24 protein-coding genes are annotated in these 23,904 nt (G+C 64.1%); 17 read left to right on the top strand and 7 right to left on the bottom strand.

Annotation, left to right across the window (positions count from 1 at the left end):
- The first annotated feature begins 28 nt into the window (after window positions 1–28).
- Both JQ587_RS16860 and JQ587_RS16865 read left to right on the top strand, forming a co-directional pair.
- On the top strand, window positions 29–1,237 hold the full coding sequence (locus JQ587_RS16860; RefSeq protein ID WP_212302765.1) for an acetyl-CoA C-acetyltransferase: 1,209 nt from the start codon (window positions 29–31) through the stop codon (window positions 1,235–1,237).
- Window positions 1,238–1,256: 19 nt separating this feature from the next.
- Complete coding sequence (locus JQ587_RS16865) at window positions 1,257–3,467, top strand: FAD-dependent oxidoreductase (protein WP_212426011.1); 2,211 nt, start codon at window positions 1,257–1,259, stop codon at window positions 3,465–3,467.
- A 106-nt stretch (window positions 3,468–3,573) separates the two neighbouring features.
- Here JQ587_RS16865 and gstA read toward each other — a convergent pair whose 3' ends face one another.
- The gene (gene gstA, locus JQ587_RS16870; RefSeq protein WP_212426012.1) at window positions 3,574–4,188 is read right to left on the bottom strand and encodes a glutathione transferase GstA; all 615 of its coding nucleotides are present in this window, start codon (window positions 4,186–4,188) and stop codon (window positions 3,574–3,576) included.
- Between the two features lie 126 nt (window positions 4,189–4,314).
- Here gstA and JQ587_RS16875 point away from each other — a divergent pair, with 126 nt between their 5' ends.
- The 3 genes from JQ587_RS16875 (at window position 4,315) to JQ587_RS16885 (ending at window position 7,034) form a co-directional block, all read left to right on the top strand.
- Window positions 4,315–4,812: a MarR family winged helix-turn-helix transcriptional regulator gene (locus JQ587_RS16875; RefSeq protein ID WP_212302761.1), complete on the top strand. Its 498-nt coding sequence runs from the start codon at window positions 4,315–4,317 to the stop codon at window positions 4,810–4,812.
- 99 nt (window positions 4,813–4,911) lie between these two features.
- Entirely contained in the window at window positions 4,912–6,282 is a 1,371-nt protein-coding gene (locus JQ587_RS16880; protein WP_212426013.1) for a glutamate--cysteine ligase, read from the top strand.
- A gap of 149 nt (window positions 6,283–6,431) precedes the next feature.
- Entirely contained in the window at window positions 6,432–7,034 is a 603-nt protein-coding gene (locus tag JQ587_RS16885) for a PAN domain-containing protein (RefSeq protein ID WP_212302758.1), read from the top strand.
- A 125-nt stretch (window positions 7,035–7,159) separates the two neighbouring features.
- Here the strand turns inward: JQ587_RS16885 and JQ587_RS16890 are convergent, their stop codons facing one another.
- The 5 genes from JQ587_RS16890 to JQ587_RS16910 form a co-directional block, all read right to left on the bottom strand.
- Window positions 7,160–7,726, bottom strand: coding sequence for a nucleotidyltransferase family protein (locus JQ587_RS16890; protein WP_212426014.1), 567 nt, complete (start codon window positions 7,724–7,726; stop codon window positions 7,160–7,162).
- Between the two features lie 8 nt (window positions 7,727–7,734).
- Window positions 7,735–8,082, bottom strand: a complete 348-nt coding sequence (locus JQ587_RS16895) for an MmcQ/YjbR family DNA-binding protein (protein ID WP_212302755.1) — start codon at window positions 8,080–8,082, stop codon at window positions 7,735–7,737.
- A 23-nt stretch (window positions 8,083–8,105) separates the two neighbouring features.
- Entirely contained in the window at window positions 8,106–8,882 is a 777-nt protein-coding gene (gene lepB / locus JQ587_RS16900; RefSeq protein WP_212302754.1) for a signal peptidase I, read from the bottom strand.
- Entirely contained in the window at window positions 8,879–10,306 is a 1,428-nt protein-coding gene (gene tldD, locus JQ587_RS16905) for a metalloprotease TldD (protein ID WP_212426015.1), read from the bottom strand. The genes lepB and tldD overlap by 4 nt, the downstream gene beginning before the upstream one ends.
- Before the next feature lie 96 nt (window positions 10,307–10,402).
- On the bottom strand, window positions 10,403–10,948 hold the full coding sequence (locus tag JQ587_RS16910) for an invasion associated locus B family protein (RefSeq protein ID WP_212426016.1): 546 nt from the start codon (window positions 10,946–10,948) through the stop codon (window positions 10,403–10,405).
- 447 nt (window positions 10,949–11,395) lie between these two features.
- Here JQ587_RS16910 and coxB point away from each other — a divergent pair, with 447 nt between their 5' ends.
- The 9 genes from coxB to JQ587_RS16955 all read left to right on the top strand — a co-directional run bounded on the left by coxB (window position 11,396) and on the right by JQ587_RS16955 (window position 18,512).
- Window positions 11,396–12,250 (top strand): cytochrome c oxidase subunit II, encoded by an 855-nt coding sequence (gene coxB, locus JQ587_RS16915; RefSeq protein ID WP_212302750.1) that lies wholly within the window; start codon window positions 11,396–11,398, stop codon window positions 12,248–12,250.
- Between the two features lie 88 nt (window positions 12,251–12,338).
- Window positions 12,339–13,967 carry a cytochrome c oxidase subunit I gene (ctaD, locus tag JQ587_RS16920; protein ID WP_212302749.1) on the top strand — a complete coding sequence of 543 codons (1,629 nt, stop codon included), beginning with the start codon at window positions 12,339–12,341 and terminating at the stop codon, window positions 13,965–13,967.
- A 60-nt stretch (window positions 13,968–14,027) separates the two neighbouring features.
- Complete coding sequence (locus JQ587_RS16925; RefSeq protein WP_212302748.1) at window positions 14,028–14,972, top strand: heme o synthase; 945 nt, start codon at window positions 14,028–14,030, stop codon at window positions 14,970–14,972.
- Between the two features lie 7 nt (window positions 14,973–14,979).
- Window positions 14,980–15,144, top strand: coding sequence for a cytochrome c oxidase system small membrane protein (locus JQ587_RS16930; RefSeq protein ID WP_212302747.1), 165 nt, complete (start codon window positions 14,980–14,982; stop codon window positions 15,142–15,144).
- A 5-nt stretch (window positions 15,145–15,149) separates the two neighbouring features.
- Window positions 15,150–15,806: a cytochrome c oxidase assembly protein gene (locus JQ587_RS16935; RefSeq protein WP_212302746.1), complete on the top strand. Its 657-nt coding sequence runs from the start codon at window positions 15,150–15,152 to the stop codon at window positions 15,804–15,806.
- Between the two features lie 64 nt (window positions 15,807–15,870).
- Window positions 15,871–16,767: a cytochrome c oxidase subunit 3 gene (locus JQ587_RS16940; protein ID WP_212302745.1), complete on the top strand. Its 897-nt coding sequence runs from the start codon at window positions 15,871–15,873 to the stop codon at window positions 16,765–16,767.
- A gap of 108 nt (window positions 16,768–16,875) precedes the next feature.
- A complete protein-coding gene (locus tag JQ587_RS16945; protein WP_212426017.1) occupies window positions 16,876–17,277 on the top strand; it encodes a DUF983 domain-containing protein in 402 nt (133 codons plus the stop codon).
- Window positions 17,274–18,038: an SURF1 family protein gene (locus JQ587_RS16950; RefSeq protein ID WP_212302743.1), complete on the top strand. Its 765-nt coding sequence runs from the start codon at window positions 17,274–17,276 to the stop codon at window positions 18,036–18,038. Before JQ587_RS16945 ends, JQ587_RS16950 begins: the two co-directional genes overlap by 4 nt.
- Before the next feature lie 108 nt (window positions 18,039–18,146).
- Window positions 18,147–18,512, top strand: coding sequence for a nuclear transport factor 2 family protein (locus JQ587_RS16955; RefSeq protein ID WP_212302742.1), 366 nt, complete (start codon window positions 18,147–18,149; stop codon window positions 18,510–18,512).
- Window positions 18,513–18,597: 85 nt separating this feature from the next.
- Here JQ587_RS16955 and JQ587_RS16960 read toward each other — a convergent pair whose 3' ends face one another.
- On the bottom strand, window positions 18,598–19,935 hold the full coding sequence (locus JQ587_RS16960) for a histidine kinase (protein WP_212426018.1): 1,338 nt from the start codon (window positions 19,933–19,935) through the stop codon (window positions 18,598–18,600).
- 86 nt (window positions 19,936–20,021) lie between these two features.
- Between JQ587_RS16960 and JQ587_RS16965 the strand changes: the two genes are divergently transcribed.
- The 3 genes from JQ587_RS16965 to JQ587_RS16975 all read left to right on the top strand — a co-directional run bounded on the left by JQ587_RS16965 (window position 20,022) and on the right by JQ587_RS16975 (window position 23,896).
- On the top strand, window positions 20,022–20,666 hold the full coding sequence (locus tag JQ587_RS16965) for a response regulator transcription factor (RefSeq protein WP_212302740.1): 645 nt from the start codon (window positions 20,022–20,024) through the stop codon (window positions 20,664–20,666).
- Window positions 20,667–21,191: 525 nt separating this feature from the next.
- On the top strand, window positions 21,192–22,610 hold the full coding sequence (gene thrC / locus JQ587_RS16970; RefSeq protein ID WP_212302739.1) for a threonine synthase: 1,419 nt from the start codon (window positions 21,192–21,194) through the stop codon (window positions 22,608–22,610).
- On the top strand, window positions 22,607–23,896 hold the full coding sequence (locus tag JQ587_RS16975) for a M16 family metallopeptidase (RefSeq protein ID WP_212302738.1): 1,290 nt from the start codon (window positions 22,607–22,609) through the stop codon (window positions 23,894–23,896). Before thrC ends, JQ587_RS16975 begins: the two co-directional genes overlap by 4 nt.
- Window positions 23,897–23,904: the final 8 nt, after the last annotated feature.

A 23,904-nucleotide genomic window follows, 5' to 3' on the forward strand; every position in this document is an offset into this window, starting at 1 on the left:
AATTCGAACACCAGATCAGGAGGGCGTCATGCCTGAGGCATTCATATACGACCACGTTCGCACCCCCCGCGGCCGCGGCAAGGCGGACGGCGCGCTGCACGAAGTCACCGCGCTCGCACTCGCGACCGTGCCGCTGAAGGCGCTGAAGGACCGCAACAACTTGCCGGAAGATTCCGTCGACGACGTCGTGCTCGGCGTGGTCGATCCGGTCGGCGAAGCCGGCTCCGACATCGCGCGCTTTGCCGCGCTGAAGGCGGGTCTCGGCGAAGCCGTCCCCGGCGTGCAAATCAGCCGCTTCTGTGCCTCCGGCCTCGATGCCGTGAACTTTGCCGCCGCGCAGGTGATGAGCGGCCAGCATGACCTCGTGATCGGCGGCGGCGCCGAATCCATGAGCCGCGTCGGCATCGGCGCCTCCGGCGGCGCCTGGCCGATGGATCCCTCGATGGCGGTGCCGGCTTATTTCATGCCGCAGGGCGTCTCGGCTGATCTGATCGCCACCAAATACGGCTTCTCGCGCGACGACGTCGATGCCTACGCCGTGCAGAGCCAGCAGCGCGCGGCGAAGTCCTGGGATGAAGGCCGCTTCGACAAGTCGATCGTGCCGGTGAAGGACATCAACGGCCTCACCATCCTCGCCAAGGACGAGCACATGCGTCCCTCGACGACGATGCAGTCGTTGGCGCAGCTGCAGCCGTCATTCACGATGATGGCGCAGATGGGCGGCTTTGATGGCGTCGCGCTGCAGTCGCATCCGGAGATCGAGCGCGTCAATTACGTGCATCACGCCGGCAACTCCTCCGGTATCGTCGACGGCGCCGGTGCCGTCCTGCTCGGCAGCAAGGAAGCAGGCAGCAAGTACGGGCTGAAACCGCGCGCAAAAATCCGCGCGTTCGCCAATATCGGCTCCGAGCCGGCGATGATGCTGACCGGTCCGGTCGACGTCACCGAAAAGCTGTTCGCCCGTTCCGGCATGAAGAAGTCGGACATCGACCTGTTCGAGCTCAACGAGGCCTTTGCCTCGGTCGTGCTGCGCTACATCCAGGCCTTCGACATCGACAACGCCAAGATCAACGTCAATGGCGGCGCCATCGCGCTCGGCCATCCCCTTGGCGCAACCGGCGCGATGATCTTGGGCACCGTGCTCGACGAGCTCGAGCGCACCAACAAGTCCACCGCGCTGGTCACGCTGTGCATCGGCGGCGGCATGGGCACCGCGACCATCATCGAGCGCGTCTAAGGGTAGGGGAGCAACCAACATGGCTTACAAGAACTTCAAGGTTGAGACCGATTCCGACGGCATCGCGCTCGTCACCTGGGACATCCCGGGCCGTTCGATGAACGTGCTCGACGAGACCTCGACCAGCGAGCTCGACGCGATCGTCAAGGCAACCACGGCCGACGCCGCGGTGAAGGGCGTCGTCATCACCTCCGCCAAGGAAGCCTTCTGCGCCGGCGCTGACCTCTCCATGCTCGAAGGCATGAACCAGGCCTACGCGAAGGTGTTCAAGGAGCAGGGTGAGACCGCCGCGAACCAGATGCTGTTCGACCAGAGCCGGCGCTTCTCGCAGGTGCTGCGCTCGATCGAAACCTCGGGCAAGCCGTGGGCGGCCGCGATCAACGGCCTCGCGCTCGGCGGCGGCTTCGAGATCACGCTGTGCTGCCACTATCGCGTGGCCGCTGAGAATCCCAAGACGCGCCTCGGCCTGCCCGAGGTCAAGGTCGGCCTGTTCCCGGGCGCCGGCGGCACGCAGCGCGTGCCGCGCCTGGTACCGCCGCAGGATGCGATGACGATCCTGCTCAAGGGCGATCCGGTCACCATCGAGAAGGCCAAGGCGTTGAATCTGATCCACACCATCGTCCCGGCTGCCGATCTGATCAAGACGGCGAAGGACTGGATCAAGGGTGGCGGCAAGGCTGTCGCGCCTTGGGACGAAAAGGGGTTCAAGCTCCCGGGCGGCCCGGTGTTTTCCAAGGCCGGCATGATGATGTTCCCGGCAGGCAACGCAATCTATCGCCGCGAGACCTACGACAACTATCCGGCCGCGCGCGCGATCATGAGCTGCGTCTATGAAGGCCTGCAGTTGCCGATCGACGCCGCATTACGCGTCGAGTCGCGCTACTTCACGTCCGTGTTGCGCTCGAAGGAAGCGGCGGCGATGATCCGCAGCCTGTTCCTGTCGATGCAGGAGCTGAACAAGGGCGCGCGCCGTCCGAAGGACGTGCCGCCGACCAAGGTGAAGAAGATCGCCGTGATCGGTGCCGGCTTCATGGGTGCCAGCGTCGGTTACGTCTCGGCCCGCGCCGGCCTCGACGTGGTCCTGATCGACCGTGACCAGGAAAGCGCCGACAAGGGCAAGGCGCACGCGCAGAAGGTGATCGAGGACCAGATCAAGAAGGGTCGCGCCAAGCCTGATGATGCCGAGAAGCTGCTCGCACGCATTACGCCGACCGCAGACTATGCCGCGTTGAAGGACGTCGACCTCGTCATCGAGGCCGTGTTCGAGGACCGCAAGGTCAAGGCGGACACTTTTGCCAAGGCGCAGGAGTATCTGAAGCCGGACGTCATCTTCGCGTCGAACACCTCGACGCTGCCGATCACCTCGCTGGCCGAAGGCTTCAAGGATCAGGGCAAGTTCGTCGGCATCCACTTCTTCTCGCCAGTCGAGAAGATGATGCTGGTCGAGATCATCCTCGGCAAGAACACCGGCGATGTCGCACTTGCGACCGCGCTGGATTATGTCCGGCAGATCGGCAAGACGCCGATCGTCGTCAACGACTCCAGAGGGTTCTTCGCCAACCGCTGCGTCGGCCGCTATGTTGCCGAAGGCAACGAGATGTTCCTCGAAGGCGTGCCTCCGGCGATGATTGAGAACTGCGCCAAGATGGCCGGCATGCCGGTCGGCCCGCTCTCGCTGTCGGACGAAGTCGCGCTCGACCTCGGCCTCAAGATCATGAAGGCGACGGAAGCCGATCTCGGCCCCAACGCCATCAACCCCGATCAGAAGAAGCTGATGGTCGAGATGGTCGAGAAGCAGGGCCGCCTTGGCCGCAAGAACAAGAAGGGCTTCTATGACTATCCTGAGGGCAAGGGCCAGAAGAGCCTGTGGCCGGGTCTCTCGGCGCTGCAGCCGAAGCAGCTCGACCCCGACACGCTCGATATCGAGGAACTGAAGCAGCGCTTCCTGGTGGTGCAGGCGGTGGAAGCCGCGCGCACGGTCGAGGATCACGTCATCACCGATCCGCGCGAAGCGGATGTCGGCTCGATCCTCGGGTTTGGCTTCGCGCCGTTCACCGGCGGCACGCTGTCCTATATCGACTTCATGGGGACCAAGAAGTTCGTCGAGCTCTGCCACAAGCTCGAGGCGAAGTACGGTTCGCGCTTCACGCCGCCGAAGCTGCTGGAAGAGATGGCCGCCAAGGGCGAAACCTTCTACGGCCGTTTTGCGCCGAAGAAGACGGCGGCCTGATCGTCTTGTAGCCCGGATGGAGCGCAGCGCAATCCGGGCTACGCACTCGAAACAAGAAAGGCCGGATCGTCGATCCGGCCTTTCGCGTGTTGCGTCCTGCGTGGGCTCACTTCGCCTGCGCAAGTCCTTCCTTCTCGAGGGCTTCCTGCACCTTCGGCCGCGCCGCGACGCGGGCCTTGTAGGCGGTCAGGTGTGGCATCGCCGAGAGATCGAACTTCATCCGGTCGCCCCAGGTCAGCATCGTGAAGAGATAGCCGTCGGCCACGGAGAACTGCTTGCCCATGAGGTAGTCCTTGCCAGCGAGCTGGCTGTCGATGTGCTTTAGCTTGCCCATGACGCGGTCCTTGAAGAACGCCTTGGCTTCGTCGTTCAGTGCCGGGGCGAACATCGGGCCAAAGCTCTTGTGGACCTCGGAGGTGAGGAAGTTCAGCCATTCGAGCAGCTTGTAGCGCTCGGAACTGTCGCGCGCGGGCGCTAACGCCTTGGCCGGGGCCTTGTCGGCGATCATCTGGACAATGACCGGGCCTTCCGTCACGATCTCGCCGCTGTCGAGGCCCAACGCGGGGACCTGACCCTTCGGATTGACCTTCAGATAGTCTTCACCGTTCTCGAGCTTCTTGGCCCGGATATCGACCTTGACCAGTTCATAGGGCAGGTCGGCCTCGAGGAGCGCGATATGGGGGGACAGCGAGCAGGCGCCGGGCGAGTAATACAGTTTCATGGAATTTCCTTCTCTTGACGCTTGGGTGGGGCGAAAGAATGCCTACATGCATCTGCATGGAATGGTCAAGATTGATGCAGGTGCATCGAGTGAGGTAAGAAGCGGACGACGAGTTTGAGTGGGACCATGAAACGCAAACCATCGACCGAGGCCACCAGTGCCTGGATCCGCCTGATGCGGGTGCAGAGCCGCGTGCTCGATTGCGTCGAGCAGGATCTGAAGAAGGCGGGGTTCCCGCCGCTGGCATGGTACGACGCGCTGCTCGAATTGTCGCGTGCGCCGTCCGGTGAACTCCGGCCGGTGGAACTCGAGCGGCAAATGCTGATCCCGCAATATTCCACCTCGCGCCTGATCGACCGCCTGGTCGACGAGGGGCTTGCCTCGCGGCGAGAATGTAAGATCGACAAGCGCGGCCAATTCGTGGAGATCACGGAAGCGGGCCGCGAATTGCAAAAGCGGATGTGGGGCGCCTATTCGGCCGCGATTGAAAAATATGTCGGCTCGAAACTGTCCGATGCAGATGCGGTCAAGCTCAGCGGTCTGCTCGATCGCCTGGGTTGCTCGTGCGGCGAGATGAAGCTGCCGCCCGTCGTCCACGCCAACGAAACTACGCCATCGCGATGATCGCGCGGCAAACCAGAACGTCCGCGCGCCCGGTGGGTTCGCGGGCCATCCCGTCACCCGCGCGCATTCGATCGAAGCGCTTTTTGATTAGAGTTTGATATGGCGCGAGACCAGATCGATATGACGCCGCTGCAATCGCGCGACGAACTCGTCGCGTGGTTCGAGGCCGGCTGCAAGGACCCGTCCGAATTCCGCATGGGCACCGAGCACGAGAAGACGCCGTTCACGCTCGAAGGTCATCGACCGGTGCCTTACGAAGGCGCGCGCGGCATCGGTGCACTGCTCGAAGGCATGAAGCTCCTGCTTGGCTGGGAGCCGATCATGGAGAAGGGCAACATCATCGGTCTCTATGATGTCACTGGAGGCGGCGCGATCTCGCTCGAACCCGGCGGACAGTTCGAACTGTCAGGCGCGCCGGTCGAGAACGTGCACCAGACTCAGAGCGAGCTGATGGCGCACCTGGCGCAGGTGCGCGAGATCGCGACCCCGCTTGGCATCGGCTTCCTCGGTCTCGGCATGACGCCGTCATGGTCGCGCGCCGACATCCCGGTGATGCCCAAGGGCCGCTACAAGATCATGACCAATTACATGCCGAAGGTCGGCCAATACGGCCTCGACATGATGTACCGGACCTGCACGGTGCAGACCAATCTCGACTTTTCCTCCGAAGCCGACATGGTCAAGAAGCTGCGCGTCTCGCTGGCGCTGCAGCCGGTCGCGACCGCACTGTTCGCCAATTCGCCGTTCACCGAGGGCAAGCCGAACGGCTTCCTGTCCTTCCGCTCCGAGATCTGGCGCGACACCGACAATGCGCGCGCGGGCATGATGCCGTGGGCGTTTGAGGACGGCATGGGCTTTGAGCGCTATGTCGACTATGCGCTCGACGTGCCCATGTATTTCGTCAAGCGCGGCGACGATTATATCGACGTGTCGGGCTCCTCGTTCCGCGCCTTCTTCGATGGCCGCAACAACAATCTGCCTGGCGAGCGTCCCACTTTGTCGGACTGGGCGAACCATCTCTCGACGATCTTCCCGGAAGTGCGGCTGAAGCGCTATCTCGAGATGCGCGGCTCCGACGGTGGCCCCTGGGGCCGTCTGCCGGCGCTGTCGGCGTTCTGGGCCGGGCTGCTCTATGACGACGTGTCGCTCGATGCGGCCTGGGACCTGGTGAAGCACTGGACTGCTGCCGAACGCCAGGCGCTGCGCGACGACGTGCCGCGCTTCGGCTTCAAGGCGCGGATCAAGGACCGCTATCTGTTCGAGATCGCCAAGGAATGCCTCGTTCTGGCACATGCCGGCCTGCGGCGGCGCGGCCGCATCGACGCGATCGGTCGCGACGAAACGCGGTATCTGGAGCCGCTCGATCGCATCATCGATTCCGGCCGGACCCCGGCCGAGGAGATGCTCGAGAAGTTCAATGGCGCCTGGAACGGCTCGGTGGAACCGGCCTACGCGGAATACGCGTTCTAGAGCCATATCCGTTCCGATCGCGTCGGCACGGCTCTAGACAATAGGCCAACGAGCGAGGCTTCAGCCGTTCATCGCCCATACAGGTTTGCGGCGATCAAATGACCGGCTGAAAAAACCTGAGCGTCGTCAATAACTCGAAAGCTGTTCCGATGGGGAAGGGCCGCCTGCCTGGGGCCGTCATGGCAAAGGTCTTGATGGCAAGAGCCTTGGCATGCGTCTTGGCATGCGTGGTGGCCTATGCCGAGCTTTCGCTGGTCCTGGCGAGCGGGCCTGCGCGCGCCCAGACGGCGTTCGACCGGCCCGGCGGCGACTATTTCAACACGCCGGTCACGTCAGGCGATCCCGAGGACTGTGCGCTGCTCTGCGAGCGCGATCGCAAGTGCCGCGCGTGGAGCTTCAGCTATCCCGACATCGACGGTGCCGCGGCGGTGTGCTGGCTCAAGAATACCGTGCCGCCGCGACAGCCCGCCAATTGCTGCATCTCCGGGGTGCGTGGCGCCGGCGTGATCGAGCCGCGCGTCGAGGGCGTCGAGACCTCGATCGACCGCCCCGGCGGTGATTTGCGCAATTTCGACCTCAAGGAGGGCGAAGGCGAAGAGGCCTGCAAGGCCGCCTGTACCGGCGATAACAAGTGCCGCGCCTTTACCTATGCCCGTCCCGGCTACACCGGCCGCGAAGCCCGCTGCTTCCTGAAAAAGGAGATCAAGCCGCCGCGGCGGAAGGCCGGGTTCACGTCGGGCGTGGTGAGGTAGACAAACTGCGACTCGGTCGTCATGCCCGGGCTTGTCCCGGACAAGCCCGGGCATCCACGGGCTTCCTCAATCGCGACTATATGTGGATGGCCGGGTCAAGTCCGGCCACGACGCGGAGACAGGGCTCACTCTGCGGCAATCACTGTCACCTCCGGCCACAACGATTTCCATCTCTGAGCTTTCACCGCGTAATTCGTTGCGGAGAAATTCGAGCCGGGATTAGGGCGTGCAATCAGGCGCGCGACATCATCGAAGCCATGCGGCGCATAGACCTCGTAACCGTCGTGCGTGCGCCTCACGCCCACTTGCGTATTCTGCGTCAGGAAACGGTCGATACCGTCCGTCGAGCACGACAGGGGCGGATAGGGCAGGGCGTGCTTGGCCGGGTACCACAAATGCACGCGCGCCTGGTTGCGGGTCTCGATCCTGACGCCGAGATGGTCGAGCCGCGCTTGCAACTGGCGGATCACGGCGTCCTCCGCGTCCCACGAGGTATCAGGATCGAAGTAGAAGATGTCGTAGTCGGCGATGCCGTGATCGACGGCGCGGCCGGTGAGCACGTTCCACACCGTTTGCACAAGGCAGCCCGAAACCAGCCACGCGTCCGGCAATGCGAGGCGGCGGAGTTCATCGAGAATTGCGATGTTGACCGGGTTCTTCAGCGCCAGTGCGAGGAAGCGGGGCTCATCCATGGCAACCGTCACGCGCTCACGCGTGCATCATAATCCGCCCGCGCCGCCTTCGAGGCCAGCGCGCGCCAACGCCGTCGCAGCAGCGGCTCCACGATCACGCGCTTCGCCTTGGACAGGCGGATCAGCACGATCGGATAGTCAGCATAGTGATCGGAGACGTAAAAGATTTTCGGTTGGCTCTCGACCAGCATCGCGCGCTCGTCGATCGGGACGTCCGGCATCACCAGACTGTCGCCGTCCTCTTTCAGGCGCACCAGCATCTTCTTGCGCACTTTGAGCGCTGGCGTGCCGTAGGAGGTGCCGTCCTCGACCTCCGGCCACGTCAGCGTAAGTTTTCTGACGTCGTCGAAGGTCATTTGATCAAGACCTTGAGATCGACTCAGTGCACGGCGGTAAAGAACCGAGCGAGGCGGAAACCGGAGAGCCAGGTCCACACCGGCTGGCCGCGCATGCCGAGATCCCAGGAGCCGAGCACGGCATCCGCGCGGCCGACCAGATTGTCGACCGGCAGCAGGCCGACGCCGCCGGAGCGCAGCGGCACGCGGCTGTCGGCCGAGTTGTCACGGTTGTCGCCGAGCACGAACAGATGGCCGGCCGGCACCGTCACTTCCTGCGTGTTGTCGAGCGGACCGTTGTCGCGCATCTTGAAGATCAGGTGCTTGACGCCGTTCGGCAGCGTCTCGACGTAGCGGTAAGCGGGCTCGCTGCCGCCATTGTCGTCCTCGGCGGCGCCAAGACCATCCGGCTTCAATTCGGCGGGGCGGTCGTTGATGAAGAGCTGACCCTGACGCATCTGGATGCGGTCACCGGGCAGACCCACGACACGCTTGACCCAGGCCTGCGAGCGGTCGCCGGGCCAGCGGAATACGACGACGTCGCCCTGCTTCGGCGTCTCCGCGAACACGCGGCCGGTCTCAGGCAGGTTGATCTGGATCGGCAGCGACGAGGTGCCGTAGCCATAGGGGAATTTCGAGGCGAGCAGTGCGTCGCCGATCAACAGCGTCGGCTCCATCGAGCCCGACGGCACGTAGAACGGTTCGGCCAGCGCGCCCTTGGCGATGAACACCGCCGCAACGATGCCGGCGAGCTGTGTGAGCTGTGCGGCCCAGCCGCTGCTCTTCCGCTTCGGCGCGGCAGTTACTTTCTCAACGCTCATGCGCCCGTTCCACCCACCGTAATGCGTTCCATCAGAAGCGACGGCTGGCCGACGCCAACCGGCACGCCCTGGCCGTTCTTGCCGCAGGTGCCGATGCCGGTATCGAGCGCGAGATCGTTGCCGATCATGCGGATGCGATGCAGGTCGGTCGGCCCGTTGCCGATCAGCATGGCGCCCTTCAGCGGCGCGCCGATCTTGCCGTTCTCGATCTTGTAGGCCTCGGTGCACTGGAACACGTATTTGCCCGAGGTGATGTCGACCTGTCCGCCGCCGAAATTCGCGGCAAACACACCGTTCTTCACGGACGCGAGAATCTCGGCCGGGTCGCGGTCGCCTGCAAGCATGTAGGTGTTGGTCATGCGCGGCATCGGCACATGGGCATAGCCTTGGCGGCGGCCGTTGCCGGTCGGCTTCATGTTCATCAGCCGCGCGTTCTGGCGATCCTGCATGTAGCCGACCAGGATGCCGTCCTCGATCAGCACGGTGCGATTGGTCGGCGTGCCCTCGTCGTCGATCGACAGCGAGCCACGCCGCGAAGCCATGGTGCCGTCGTCAACCACGGTGACGCCCTTGGCTGCGACCTGCTGGCCCATCAGGCCGGCAAACGCGGACGTCTTCTTGCGGTTGAAGTCGCCTTCGAGGCCGTGGCCAACCGCTTCATGCAACATCACGCCGGGCCAACCGGCGCCCAGCACGACGTCCATCTCGCCGGCGGGGGCGGGAATCGATTCCAGATTGACCAGCGCCTCGCGCAGCGCGCCGTCGGCGGCATCGCGCCAGTTCTTGCTCTCGATGAATTCCGCATAGCCGGCGCGGCCGCCATAGCCCTTGCTGCCGCTCTCCTGGCGGTCGCCCTGGCCGGCGACGACGGAAATGTTGACGCGCACGAGCGGGCGGATGTCGCGATAGCTCTCGCCGTCGGGACGCAGGATCTCGACCACCTGCCAGGTCGCCCCTAAGCTGACGCTGACCTGCCGGACCCGCGGATCCTTGTCGCGCAAATACGCGTCGATCTCGGCGAGCAGCTTGACCTTGGTCTCGAAGCCTGGGGCATCCAGCGGATTGTCGTCGCCGTAGAGCCGCACATTGGTATGTGCCGGCGGGGCGGCAAAGTTGCCGGAATAGCCGCCGCGCACGGCTGCGACCGCGTCGGCGGCGCGAATCAGCGCCGGCAGCGACACGTCGGAGGAGTGGGCGTAGCCGACCGCGTCGTCCTTGACGGCGCGCAGGCCAAAGCCCTGCGAGGTGTCGTAGGTCGCCTGCTTCAGCCGCCCATTGTCGAACATCAGCGCTTCGGTCTGGCTGTATTCCAGGAACAATTCGCCGTCGTCGGCACCGGCAAGGCCGCGTGCGACCTCGTGGCGAACCTGATCGCGGTCGAGATTGGCGCGGTCGAGCAGGGAAGTTGTGGCAGGGTTGGTCATGCGTCCGTCCATTATCGGGGGATGTGCGGCAAGATAATGGTTTCGGAACGGTTCCGCGAGGGCGCGAGGCCTCACATTACGGAAACAATAGGGTTCCTACGGCAGCTTGTCGTAGCCCTCGCCGAGCCCGTTCAGGCTGAGCGGGAAGCCGATGCCTTCCTCGGGTGTTTCGAAGATGATGAAGGTCGCAGTCTTGGCGCTGCGGAGCTGGCCGAGCAGCTTGTCGTCCATAACGACCTCGGCGACGCAGCCATTGGGCAGGCAGCGGACGAAGCCGGCGCGGCCGACGTCCTGGTTGTCGAGCTTCAACCCGAGACCGGACGGCAGCAGGACGCCGAGCGGGGCGACCACGCGCATCAGGCGGCTCTTCTGGTCGGCGGTCTTGAGCACGATCACCGTGAGGCCGGCGTTGGAGCGGTCTTCGGCCACCACGCTCTGGATCAGGGCGCATTGCTCCGCCTGGGCGCCGGGCGGGGTGTCGCAGCGGATCTGCCAGTCGCCATGGACCGAGCGCACCGCGCCTTGCGCATGGGCAAGGCCAGGCAAGGCAAGCAAAATGGCGACAGCCAGGACGCCGATCAGAGCCGTGAGGCCATCAGCCGGCCATATGGCCGATCTTGCCATGCATCTCGAAAGCCCCATCGGGGTCGGTCCCTCTGCTCGCTCGGATCGCTCGCGCTGGTGGACTGATACGGGAATGACGGCGTCTTGAAGGCAATTCACAAGCAAATTCCGCGCCGCCTCGGCCGCCATCGGCGCCACGAATCAGCTTTCTGCGCGGCCCGGTCTCAGTGCCTACCGCGGGCAATTCCGCTGTCAAGCGGCGGCATCCCGGGAAACGGTATTTTTGTCTGATCTTGCTGGGAAATATCTTGCCGGTGATGGCTGACAGAGTGGGCTCAAGACTGCATTGCGATAGATCAAGAATTATGGTTTGAGAGGCTTGATTTCGGCGTTCTAGCGATCTGGCCCCAATTCCTCTTAGAGGTATTCTTGAGCGGCGGTTTGTCAGACGGGCGGATCGAATAAGCGTTCCCCAAAAATAGGGGGATGCACTTGGGGTGATTTCGTAAGGGGAGCGCGAACGGCATGAGGATGTCGATGAGTCGGGTGGGCCGGCAGTTGCTGGGAATGGCCACCATCGCCTTGATGGCCGCTGGCATCACGCTGGTGACGGGCGGCGCGGCATTTGCCGAGCTTGGACAGCCCGAGCCGTGGGAATGGCACCTGCAGGGCTCCGGCTCCCCGGTGATGGACAACATCGTCTGGTTCCATAACTTCTTGTCCGTGCTGATCATCGTCATCACGCTGTTCGTGCTGGCGCTGCTGGTGATCGTGGTGATGAAGTTCAACGCGAAGGCCAATCCGGTGCCGTCGCGGACCACCCACAACACGCTGATCGAGGTGGTGTGGACCCTGGTGCCGGTGCTGATCCTAGTCGGCATCGCGGTGCCGTCGTTCCGCCTGCTGTTCCTCGAGCTCGACGTGCCGAAAGCGGACCTGACCGTCAAGGCGACGGGCAAGCAGTGGTACTGGTCCTATGCTTATCCTGACAACGGCAAGTTCGAGTTCGACTCGCTGATGGCCCAGGACAAGCAGCCCCGTCTGCTCGGTGTCGACAACGAGATGGTGGTGCCGGTCAACAAGGTGATTCGTGTCCAGGTTACCGGTGCCGACGTCATCCACGCGTTCGCGCTGCCGGCTTTCGGCGTCAAGATCGACGCCATTCCGGGGCGGCTGAACGAGACCTGGTTCAAGGCCACCAAGACCGGCATGTTCTACGGCCAGTGCTCGGAGCTCTGCGGCAAGGATCACGCCTTCATGCCGATCGCCATTCGCGTGGTGAACGATCAGGAGTTCGCCTCCTGGGTTGAATCGGCGAAGAAGAAATATGCGAGCGGCGGCACCAGCACTTTCGCCTCCGCAGCCGGCCCGACGCAGTAGGCGCCGGGTGACGGCTCGAGGGGACTGAAAGCGACATAAAGGGCGGGACCTCATAAGGTCCGAACGGGACGCAAGGCAGGATTTGAAAATGGCAACCAGCGCAGCGGCACACGGCGATCACGCGCAAGACCACGGACATGACCACGAGCACGCCCATCCGACCGGATGGCGGCGCTACGTCTATTCGACCAACCACAAGGACATCGGCACGATGTACCTGATCTTCGCGGTCATCGCCGGCATCATCGGTGCCGCGATGTCGGTCGCGATCCGTGCTGAGTTGATGTACCCGGGCGTGCAGATATTCCACGAGACGCACACTTATAACGTGTTCGTGACCTCGCACGGACTGATCATGATCTTCTTCATGGTCATGCCCGCGATGATCGGCGGCTTCGGCAACTGGTTTGTGCCGCTGATGATCGGTGCGCCCGACATGGCGTTCCCGCGCATGAACAACATCTCGTTCTGGCTGCTGCCGGCCTCCTTCGGGCTGCTGCTGATGTCGACCTTCGTCGAGGGCGAGCCGGGCGCGAACGGCGTCGGTGCCGGCTGGACCATGTATGTGCCGCTGTCGAGCACCGGTCACCCCGGTCCGGCCGTCGACTTCGCGATCCTGTCGCTCCATCTGGCGGGCGCCTCGTCGATCCTCGGTGCCATCAACTTCATCACCACGATCTTCAACATGCGCGCGCCGGGCATGACCCTGCACAAGATGCCGCTGTTCGTGTGGTCGATCCTGGTGACCGTGTTCCTGCTGCTGCTGTCGCTGCCGGTGCTTGCCGGCGCCATCACCATGCTGCTTACCGACCGCAATTTCGGCACGACCTTCTTCGCGCCCGACGGCGGCGGCGATCCCGTGCTGTTCCAGCACCTGTTCTGGTTCTTCGGTCACCCCGAGGTGTACATCCTGATCCTGCCCGGCTTCGGCATGATCAGCCAGATCGTCTCCACCTTCTCGCGCAAGCCCGTGTTCGGCTATCTCGGCATGGCCTACGCCATGGTCGCGATCGGCGGCATCGGCTTCGTGGTGTGGGCGCATCACATGTACACGGTCGGCATGTCGTCGGCGACGCAGGCCTATTTCGTCGCCGCCACGATGGTCATCGCGGTTCCGACCGGCGTGAAGATCTTCTCCTGGATCGCCACGATGTGGGGCGGCTCGATCGAGTTCCGCGCGCCGATGATCTGGGCGGTGGGCTTCATCTTCCTGTTCACGGTCGGCGGCGTCACCGGTGTCGTGCTGGCGAATGCCGGCGTCGATCGCGTGCTGCAAGAGACTTACTACGTCGTTGCGCACTTCCACTACGTGCTGTCGCTCGGCGCGGTGTTCGCGATCTTCGCGGGCTGGTACTACTGGTTCCCGAAGATGACGGGCTACATGTACAACGAGTCGATCGCCAAGACACACTTCTGGGTCACTTTCATCGGCGTCAACCTGGTGTTCTTCCCGCAGCATTTCCTCGGCCTGTCGGGCATGCCGCGCCGCTATGTCGACTATCCGGACGCGTTCGCCGGCTGGAACCTGATCTCGTCGATCGGCTCCTACATCTCCGGCTTCGGCGTGCTGATCTTCCTCTACTGCGTGCTCGACGCCTTCATGAAGAAGGTTCCGGCGGGCGACAATCCCTGGGGTGCGGGCGCCACCACGCTGGAGTGGACGCTGTCCTCGCCGCCGCCCTTCCACCAGTTCGAAGTGCTGCCCCGCGTGCAGTAAGCCAATTTCCGCGGCGCCCGAGACGGGCGCCGCGGCTCTGTAACGAAGCGAGTTGAATTCGTGTCCGTCCTCGACCAGAACGCTATCGACATCAATCCCCGCATCTCCGAGGCGGAGGTTGGCGACTATCTCGCGCTGCTGAAGCCGCGGGTGATGTCGCTCGTGATCTTCACTGCGCTGGTCGGGATGGCGATGGCGCCGGGACACTTCCACTGGGTGCTGGCGATCACCTCGCTGCTCTGCATCGCCGTCGGCGCGGGGGCGTCGGGCGCACTCAACATGGCGCTCGAAGGCGACATCGACGCCAAGATGTCGCGCACCGCCAACCGCCCGATCCCGCGCGGCCGCATCACCCGGCCCGAGGCGATGGCGTTCGGCATGACGCTCGCCTTTTTCTCGGTGATGACGCTCGGCATCCTCGTCAATTGGATCGCGGGCGCGCTGCTCGCCTTCACCATCTTCTTCTACGTCGTGATCTACACGATGGGCCTGAAGCGCTGGACTGCGCAGAACATCGTGATCGGCGGCGCCGCCGGTGCGCTGCCGCCGGTGGTGGCCTGGGCCGCGGTGACCGGCAAGGTCGACGTCGAGCCGCTGCTGCTGTTCGCCATCATCTTCTTCTGGACGCCGCCGCACTTCTGGGCGCTGGCGCTGTTCCGCTCGGACGACTACGCCCGCGCCGGCATTCCGATGCTGCCCAATGTCGCCGGTCCCGATGCGACCCGTCTCCAGATCCTGCTCTACACCATCGTGCTGATCGCGGTGGCCGCGGCGCCCTGGGCGCTCGGCTATTTCGACGCCATCTACGGCATCACCTCGCTGGTGCTCGGCGCCGGCATGCTGGTGTTCGCGATCAACGTCTATATGCGCCGCGAGCGCAGCCAGTCGCTGCGCGCGACGCGAAAACTGTTTGCATTCTCGATCCTGTATCTGTTCGCGCTGTTCGCGACCTTGCTGGCCGAGGTCGTGGTCCGGGCGCTTGCTCCGATGGTTGGGGGCGCATGAGGCAGGAATGGCTGACAAACCCGAGCCAGATGGAATCGTCCTCACCGAGGCGCAGAAGAAGAGCCGTCGCCAGCGCTCGATTGCGATCGCACTCGCGCTCGGCGTGCTCGTTGTCTTGTTTTTCGCCGTCACCATGGTCAAAGGACCGGGGGTCTTAGTTCGGCCGATATGACAGAGATGGATCAGAAGCCGACCATATCGCGGGATCAGAGCCGAACGGCCAGCAAAGGCCGTTCAGGGGGCTTGGGCCGCGATGTGCTGGTCGCTTCGATCTGCGGCGGCGTGGTCGCGCTGATGGTCGGTGCGTCCTACGCCGCGGTGCCGTTCTACAACTGGTTCTGCCGCGCCACCGGCTTCAACGGCACGACCCAGGTCGCGACCTCGGCGCCCACCACCGGCCCGATCGCGCGCAAGATCGCGGTGCGGTTCGATTCCAATGTCGCGCCCGGCCTGCCCTGGAAGTTCGAGCCGGAGCAGACCGAGGTCGAGGTCAATATCGGCCAGGTCACCACGATCTATTACACCGTGACCAACCAGGCTGCGCGAACCACCTCAGGGCAGGCTGCCTACAACGTCGCGCCGCTGACAGTCGGGTCCTACTTCCAGAAGATCAACTGCTTCTGCTTCACCGAGCAGACCATGGCGCCCGGCGAGAAGCGCGAGATGCCTGTGGTGTTCTACGTCGATCCGTCGATCGTCGACGATCATGACAATGACGGGCTCGGCACGATCACGCTGTCCTACACGTTCTATCCGGTGAAGGATCCGGTGGTGAAGCCGCTCGCATCCGGTGATGACGACAAACGCAAGGGAAATCTCCAGCCGCCGGGTTGACGCTCAGGGGTTGGACTAAGGGGATAAGTGCCGGACAGGCACGGGATTGAGGAGACAGACCGCAATGGCTACCGCGCAAGGCAAGCATCACGACTACCATCTGGTCGATCCCTCTCCGTGGCCGGCGGTCGGCTCCGTCTCGGCCTTCATCATGGCGGTCGGCGCGATCTCCTGGATGCACCACATGTTCTCGGCCGCTCCGATCGTGTTCGGCGTCGGCACGGTGGGCGTGCTCTACACCATGGCGAGCTGGTGGGGCGACGTGATCAAGGAAGCCCAGTACAAGGGCGACCACACCCGGGTCGTGCAGCTGCACCACCGCTACGGCATGATCCTGTTCATCGCTTCCGAGGTGATGTTCTTCGTCGCCTGGTTCTGGGCCTATTTCAACGCGGCGCTGTTCCCGGCCGACGCGGTCCACGCCACCCGCGACGCCGTGTTCGGTTGCGGACTCGGCACTGCCGCCGGCGCCTGCTCGGTGCCGGGCACCTGGCCGCCGCATGGCATCGAGACCTTCGATCCCTGGCATCTGCCGCTGCTCAACACGCTGATCCTGCTCACATCAGGCACCACGGTCACCTGGGCGCATCACGCGCTGCTCGAGAACGATCGTCAGGGCCTGAAGTACGGCCTGATCCTCACCGTGCTGCTGGGCGCGACCTTCACTTGTGTGCAGGCCTATGAGTACAGCCACGCGGCATTCTCCTTCGGCGGCAACGTCTATGGCGCCACCTTCTTCATGGCGACCGGTTTCCACGGTTTCCACGTGCTGGTCGGTACCATCTTCCTGATCGTGTGCCTGGCGCGCGCCTATGCCGGCCACTTCACGCCGACCCAGCATCTCGGCTTCGAGTTCGCCGCATGGTACTGGCACTTCGTCGACGTGGTCTGGCTGTTCCTGTTCCTGTGCATCTATGTCTGGGGACACGGCGCCGAGACCATGGCCCACGGCGCGCACTGAACCGCGACAGATCGATTGAGAAAGGGCGGCCGCAGGGTCGCCCTTTCGCTTTCCATTAGCCAATTCCAGTAGCCAAGGCCTCCGCTGAAACTGTGATAGACTTGCGCCATGAATGAAACCGCCGGCACGCCTGAAGCCCAGCCCACCGTCCTGCAAAGCGCGCTGCGTGGGCTCGCCTGCAAATGTCCGCGCTGCGGCGATGGCAAGCTCTATGCGGGCTTCCTGACGCTCGCGCCGTCCTGCAACCGCTGCGGCCTGGACTACGCCTTCATCGACGCCGGCGATGGTCCGGCGATCTTCATCATCATGCTGGCCGGCGCGATCGTGGTCGGCTGCGCGCTCGTGGTCGAGGTCAAGTACCAGCCGCCGTTCTGGCTGCATGCCGTGCTGTGGTTTCCGCTGATCCTCGCAACCACGCTTCTGCCGTTACGCTCCATGAAATCACTGCTGATCGCATTGCAATTCCACCACAAGGCGGCGCCGGGCCGGCTGATCGACCGCACGAAATGAACGAAACGGCGCGTAAGCCCCGCGTGGCCGGCTTCATGCTGTTCACGCTCCTGCTGACGGCAGCCTTCGTCGCGCTCGGACTCTGGCAATTGCAGCGTCGCGCCACCAAGCATGAACTGATCGCAGCCCTCACCGAACGTCTTGCGACAGCACCTGTCGCACTGCCGCCGCCTGCGCAATGGGCCGTGCTGACGCCTGCGCGCGACGAATTTCGCCGTGTCAGCTTCACCGCAACCTATGCCGCCTTGCCGGATGCGATGGTCTATTCGTCCGGTTCTGCGGTGCGCAAGGATGCCTCCGGCCCCGGCACCTGGGCCTTCCTGCCGGCACGGCTGGCGGGCGGTGAGATCGTCGTGATCGACGCGGGCTTCGTCGAGAACACCATGCAGGATCGCGGCGTCGAGGACCGCGCGGTGAAGAAGCTCGTCACCGGCGCGCCCGTCGCGCTCACGGGCTATCTGCGCTTTCCGGAAGCGCCAGGCTGGCTCACGCCGGCCGAGAACCGCGACAAGCGGCTGTGGTTCGTGCGCGACCATCAGGCGATCGCAAGCACGCTTCGTTGGGGCGCGGTCGCCCCGTTCTATGTCGATCTCGAGCAGCCGGCGCCCGAGAACGGCATTCCGCGTCCGGGGGCGCTCGACGTGCATTTGAAGGATGACCATCTGCAATACGCCATCACCTGGTTCGCGCTTGCCGGCGCCGTGCTGATCGCCTTTGCCGTCTGGGTGAGGACACGCCGCCAGAGCGGCGCGGCTCCGTAGGTTCCCGGTGCGAACCCGGTATCGTCCGGGCTTTATTATTCAGCGCATATTCACGAGGGTGATCCTAAGCCGCCTCTGAATTTTTCCGCGGCAAACAGGATTGCTGGCGTGCGCGATTTCGATCAAATGGGACTTGTCGTCGATTGGGTGGATGCCTGCCGCAAGGGCGACCTCGCGACGTTGCTCGACCTCTATGCCGATGACGGCGAGGTGGAATGTACGTGCAACGGCACGCAGCTCTATCGCGGCCGGCGCGAGCTCGAAACCTATTGGGGACCCAAACTCAGCGCCTTCTCCTTGGCTGGCTTCGGCCTGGAGGAAATCCAGCCTGCGCAACACGGCATCGATCTCGAATATTCCGTCGCAGGCGCGCTGCGCATCCGCGCATTCTTTCGCTTCAGCGCGGAAGGCAAGATCTACAGCACGCTGTGCGAACCGGCGCAGCAGGGCTCGCACGACGGCTGCGCCTGCTAGAGCATAATCAGGAAAAGCGTGCAGCGGTTTTCCCTCGCGACAAACGCGAAACGCGTTTGCGCGGAGATCCCGCCTCGGCAATAACCTAAAGCGCCGTCCCGTCTCGCACGATTCCTACCGGCAGGCGACAGCGCACATAGGTTCGTTCATTCGCGCGCAGCAGTGACAACGATCCGCTGAGCGCACGCACCCGTTCATGCATGCCGGTCAAGCCGCGGCCGAAGACATTGTCGGCGGGAAAGCCGCCGCCGTCGTCGGAGACCTCGACCGCGAGCGCATCGCCGGCGATCGCCGCCTCCACATGGGCATTGCGTGCCCCGGCGTGGCGCAGCACGTTGGTCAAGGCCTCCTGGATCACGCGGTAGACGGTCTGGGCCAGCGGCCCGTCGACGCCGTTGAGATCAGGATCGATCGTCGCCGTGAGGCCAATATGCGGCGCCTGTCTGCGAAAATTCCGGAGCAGCGTCTGCATGCTGGCCTCGAGCCCCAATTCCTCGATGTAGAGCGGCCGCAGCCGGTCGAGGATGCGGCGGTTGGTTTGCTGGAGCGCTTCGACCGATCGCATCACCTCTTGCACGGAGTTGCCGAGGTGTCCCGTCCGCGGCGAGGCGTCGCTCAATGCGATCGTGCCGGCGCGGATGCTGAACAGCAGCGGGCCAAGCTCGTCATGCAGCTCGCGGGCGAGGTCGCGCCGCTCATTGTCCTGGAGCGACACCAATCGATGCAAGAGATCGCGATTGTCCTGGCTCAATTGCGCGAGCGTCGCAGCGAGGGCATTGGCTTCCGCGCAGCTCTGCCGGATTTCCGGCGATCCTGCGACCGGGATCGGCGTCGCATAATCGCCGCGCCGGATGCGAGTCAGGCCCGCGCCGAGATCTTGCAAGGACCGCAATGCGGATCCTGCGAAGACATAGGCGGTCGTTCCGGTCAGCACCATCAGCACCGCAATGAGGCCCATCAATGCGAGAAAGCCGATCCATTTCTCGAACAGATCGGCCGACAGGTCGGGCATGAACAAGATGTCGCCGACGTGCCTGCTGTCGATCATGACAGGAGAGGCCGCGTTCATGTCCGGGATGGCGATCAGGCCCACGAACCATTGCGGCACGCCATGCACGCCCTGCAGGCTGTCCTTCGCAGAGGGCACAGAACCGGCTTCCACGGGCCGGAATTGAATATCCGAGGAGGGATCCAGGGAATGGACGAAGGCGTCGAGCACCTTCCGTGGATTATCCGAGGCGCCGAGAGCGCTGTTGAGCGCGACAGCGATCGTCTGTGCCGAGCGCCGTCCCGGCTCGCTCTCGTCGGCCAGCTGACCTGTCGCAAATGTCTGGAGCAGGACGCCGCCCATGGCCAGCGCGGCGAGAAAGCTCAAGCCGAGCGGAAGAAATAGTTGGGTTCTGAACGAGAGCCGTTGCCACATTAGGTCAATTCTAACGCGCATTGGCGGGATTTTCTCTTTCCATTTGTTCCCGTCGGTCTATGAGTCAAAAAAACAGAGAGCGCGCGATGCAAGATACCGCCAAGCCGGCGACCAAAGTCCTGATCGTCGACGACCATCCCGTGGTGCTATCAGGGTGTCGCACCCTGTTTGCGTCCGACCAGTCGATCCGCATCGACGAGGCGAGCGACGCCAAATCCGGGCACCGGGCCTATATCAGCAAGCGTCCCGATGTGACGGTGATCGACATCAGCCTGCCCGACGTCTCCGGCTTCGAGTTGATGCGCCGGATCCGCAAGGACGATCCGGACGCCAAGATCATCATGTTCAGCATGAACGACGATCCGGCCTTCGTGGTCCGCGCGGTGGAGCTCGGGGCGCAGGGCTATGTCTCCAAGGGCGACGATCCCCGGATTCTGCTCAAGGCTGTGCGCAAGGTGGTTGCAGGCGATAATTTCATCTCCCCCCAACTGGCCGAGGCCGTGACGTTCTCGGGCGCTGCGATCAAGGCCAACCCGGCCTCGCAGATGACGCCGCGGGAGCTCGAGATTCTCCGCCTGCTCGGACGCGGCAACAAGATCGTCGAGGTCGCCGGGGCGCTCGGCATCTCCTACAAGACGGTCGCCAACACCACCTCGCTGCTCAAGCAGAAGTTAGGGGCCAAGAACCACTCCGATCTGATCCGGATCGCGGTGGAAATCGGGATGAATTGACCGTCAAGGACCGAACCGGCTGCTCCAGGATGTGCAGCCGGTCCGGCCGACGAACCGGCCCCGCCGCGCCTCCGGGCAATGCGTGGAAGACGGCGGATCCGATCCGCCGTCACAATGGGCCGCCGACGCGTTCGTTCCTGGCTCGATGCAGCAGCTTGGGAAAATGCGGCATTGAGGCCGCGCGGCGGGCAGTTTGACGGTCGGGACGCTGGGGCATGCCGGGAAAAACAGGAACATTTGGCGCCAGCGGACCGTTTTGATCTTGACGATCTCGTGACAGGTGACGATAGCTCGACCCACGATCTTCGGGGGAAGGCGCCCCAACGCGGAAAACCGGGTCTGCACACATCAACGACAGACCTTCCAAGAGAGGGCTGCGGCATCGCCGCAGCCCTTTTTCGTTGGGCATGGTGCCGCCCCGCAAAACACTCTATGGTGCCGGAGGCCTCTGGCCGCGGACTAGGAACATCGTGAAATCAAAGGCTTAAGGCGCCGATTTGGCTGAGCCGGCCTTTGGAGGGCAGTTTGACTCGTTATATTTCGACCCGGGGCGAGGCCCCTGAGCTTGGCTTCTGCGACGTGATGCTGACTGGGCTTGCCCGCGACGGCGGCCTGTATGTGCCGGTGACCTGGCCGCAGCTCTCGGCCGAGACCATCGCCGGCTTCTTTGGTCGCCCCTATTGGGAAGTCGCAGTCGAAATCATCCGGCCCTTCGTCGGCGGCGAGATCTCGGACGCCGAGCTCGGCCGCATGGCGAACGAGGCCTATGCCACCTTCCGCCATCCGGCGGTGGTGCCGCTGCGCCAGATGTCACCGCATCAATTCGTGCTGGAGCTGTTCCACGGCCCGACGCTCGCGTTCAAGGACGTGGCGATGCAGCTGATCTCGCGGCTGATGGACCATGTGCTCGCCAAGCGCGGCCAGCGCACCACCATCGTGGTCGCAACGTCTGGCGACACCGGCGGCGCCGCGGTCGAAGCCTTCGCGGGTCTGGAGAATGTCGACCTCATCGTGCTGTTTCCGCACAAGCGCATCTCCGAGGTGCAGCAGCGCATGATGACGACGACGGGGGCCGCCAACGTCCACGCGCTCGCCATCGAGGGCAATTTCGACGACTGCCAGGCGCTCGTGAAAGGGATGTTCAACAACCATCGCTTCCGCGATGCGACGTCGCTGTCCGGCGTCAATTCCATCAACTGGGCGCGCATCGTCGCGCAGGTGGTCTATTATTTCACCTCGGCGGTTGCCGCCGGCGCGCCGGCGCGCGCGGTGGATTTCATCGTGCCGACCGGCAATTTCGGCGATATTTTTGCCGGCTACGTCGCCAAGCGCATGGGGCTTCCGGTGCGGACCCTGCGCATTGCCGCCAACGTCAATGACATCCTCGCACGTACGCTCAAGACCGGCATCTACGAAGTGCGCGAGGTGCATGCCACCGCCTCGCCCTCGATGGATATCCAGATCTCGTCGAATTTCGAGCGGCTGCTGTTCGAGGCAAGCAAGCGCGATGCGGCGAGCGTGCGCCGGCTGATGGATTCTCTGAAACAGTCGGGGCGCTTCGTCCTGCCCGACGCCGCGCTCGCTGCGATCCGCGAGGAATTCGACGCCGGTCGCGCCGATGAGACCGAAACCGCGGCTGCGATCCGCGCCGCCTGGCGCGAGGCCGGCGAGCTCGTCGATCCGCATACGGCCGTGGCCCTCGCGGTCGCCGATCGCGACACCACGGACACGACCGTGCCCAACATCGTGCTCTCCACCGCGCACCCCGCCAAATTCCCCGATGCCGTGGCGGCCGCCTGCGGCCAGCGGCCGCAACTGCCGGCCTGGCTCGACGGCCTCATGACCAAATCCGAACATATGAAGGTGATGAAGAACGACCAGAGCGAGGTGGAGCGGTTCGTGCTGTCGGTCAGCCGCGCCGCAAGACAGGGAGTTGCCGGATGAGCGTCGAGATCTCCAAGCTTGCCTCCGGCCTGACCGTCGTTACCGACAACATGCCCCAGCTGGAGACCGCCGCGCTCGGCGTCTGGGCCGGCGTCGGCGGCCGCGATGAGAAGCCGAACGAGCATGGCATCTCGCACCTGCTCGAGCATATGGCGTTCAAAGGCACGACCGGGCGCTCCTCGCGCGAGATCGTGGAGGAGATCGAGGCGGTCGGCGGCGACCTCAATGCGGGCACCTCGACCGAGACGACATCCTATTATGCCCGGGTGATGAAGGCCGACGTGCCGCTGGCGCTCGACGTGCTCGCCGACATCCTGGCCAATCCCGCCTTCGAGCCCGACGAGCTCGAGCGCGAGAAGAACGTCATCGTGCAGGAGATCGGCGCGGCCCAGGACACGCCCGACGACGTCGTGTTCGAGCATCTCAATGAGCTCTGCTATCCCGACCAGCCGATGGGGCGCTCGCTGCTCGGCACCGCCAAGACCTTGCGCGCCTTCAACCGCGACTCGCTGCGCGACTATCTCTCGACGCACTACCGCGGCCCCGACATGGTGGTGGCGGCGGCCGGCGCCGTCGATCACAGCCAAGTCGTCGCCGAGGTCGAGAAGCGTTTTGCAAGTTTTGATGCGACGCCGGGGCCGAAACCGCAGGTTGCCCAGTTCGGCAAGGGCGGCGCCAAGGTCGTGCATCGCGAGCTCGAGCAGGCCCATCTGACGCTGGCGCTGGAAGGCGTGCCGCAGACCGATTTGTCGCTGTTCTCGCTCCAGGTCTTCACCAACATCCTCGGCGGCGGAATGTCGTCGCGGCTGTTCCAGGAGGTGCGCGAGAAGCGCGGCCTCTGCTACTCCATCTACTCCTTCCACGCACCCTATACCGACACCGGTTTCTTCGGCCTCTACACCGGTACCGATCCGGCCGACGCGCCGGAAATGATGGAAGTCGTGGTCGACATCATGAATGATTCGGTCGAGACCCTGACCGAGGCAGAGATCGCTCGCGCCAAGGCGCAGATGAAGGCGGGCCTGTTGATGGCGCTTGAGAGCTGCTCGTCGCGCGCGGAACAGCTCGCCCGGCACGTCCTGGCCTATGGACGGCCGCAGACGGTGCAGGAGCTGGTGGCCCGGATCGACGCCGTCAGCGTCGAATCCACGCGCGATGCGGCGCGTGCGCTGCTTTCGCGTAGCCGCCCTGCAGTTGTCGCATTGGGCAGCGGCAGGGGTCTGGACACGGCGGTGTCTTTTGCGGAAGGATTAACCCGGGCGCGTGCCAAGGCGCGGCTGCACTAGGAGCCGCG

The organism is Bradyrhizobium manausense (genome assembly GCF_018130615.1).
Taxonomy (GTDB): domain Bacteria; phylum Pseudomonadota; class Alphaproteobacteria; order Rhizobiales; family Xanthobacteraceae; genus Bradyrhizobium; species Bradyrhizobium manausense_A.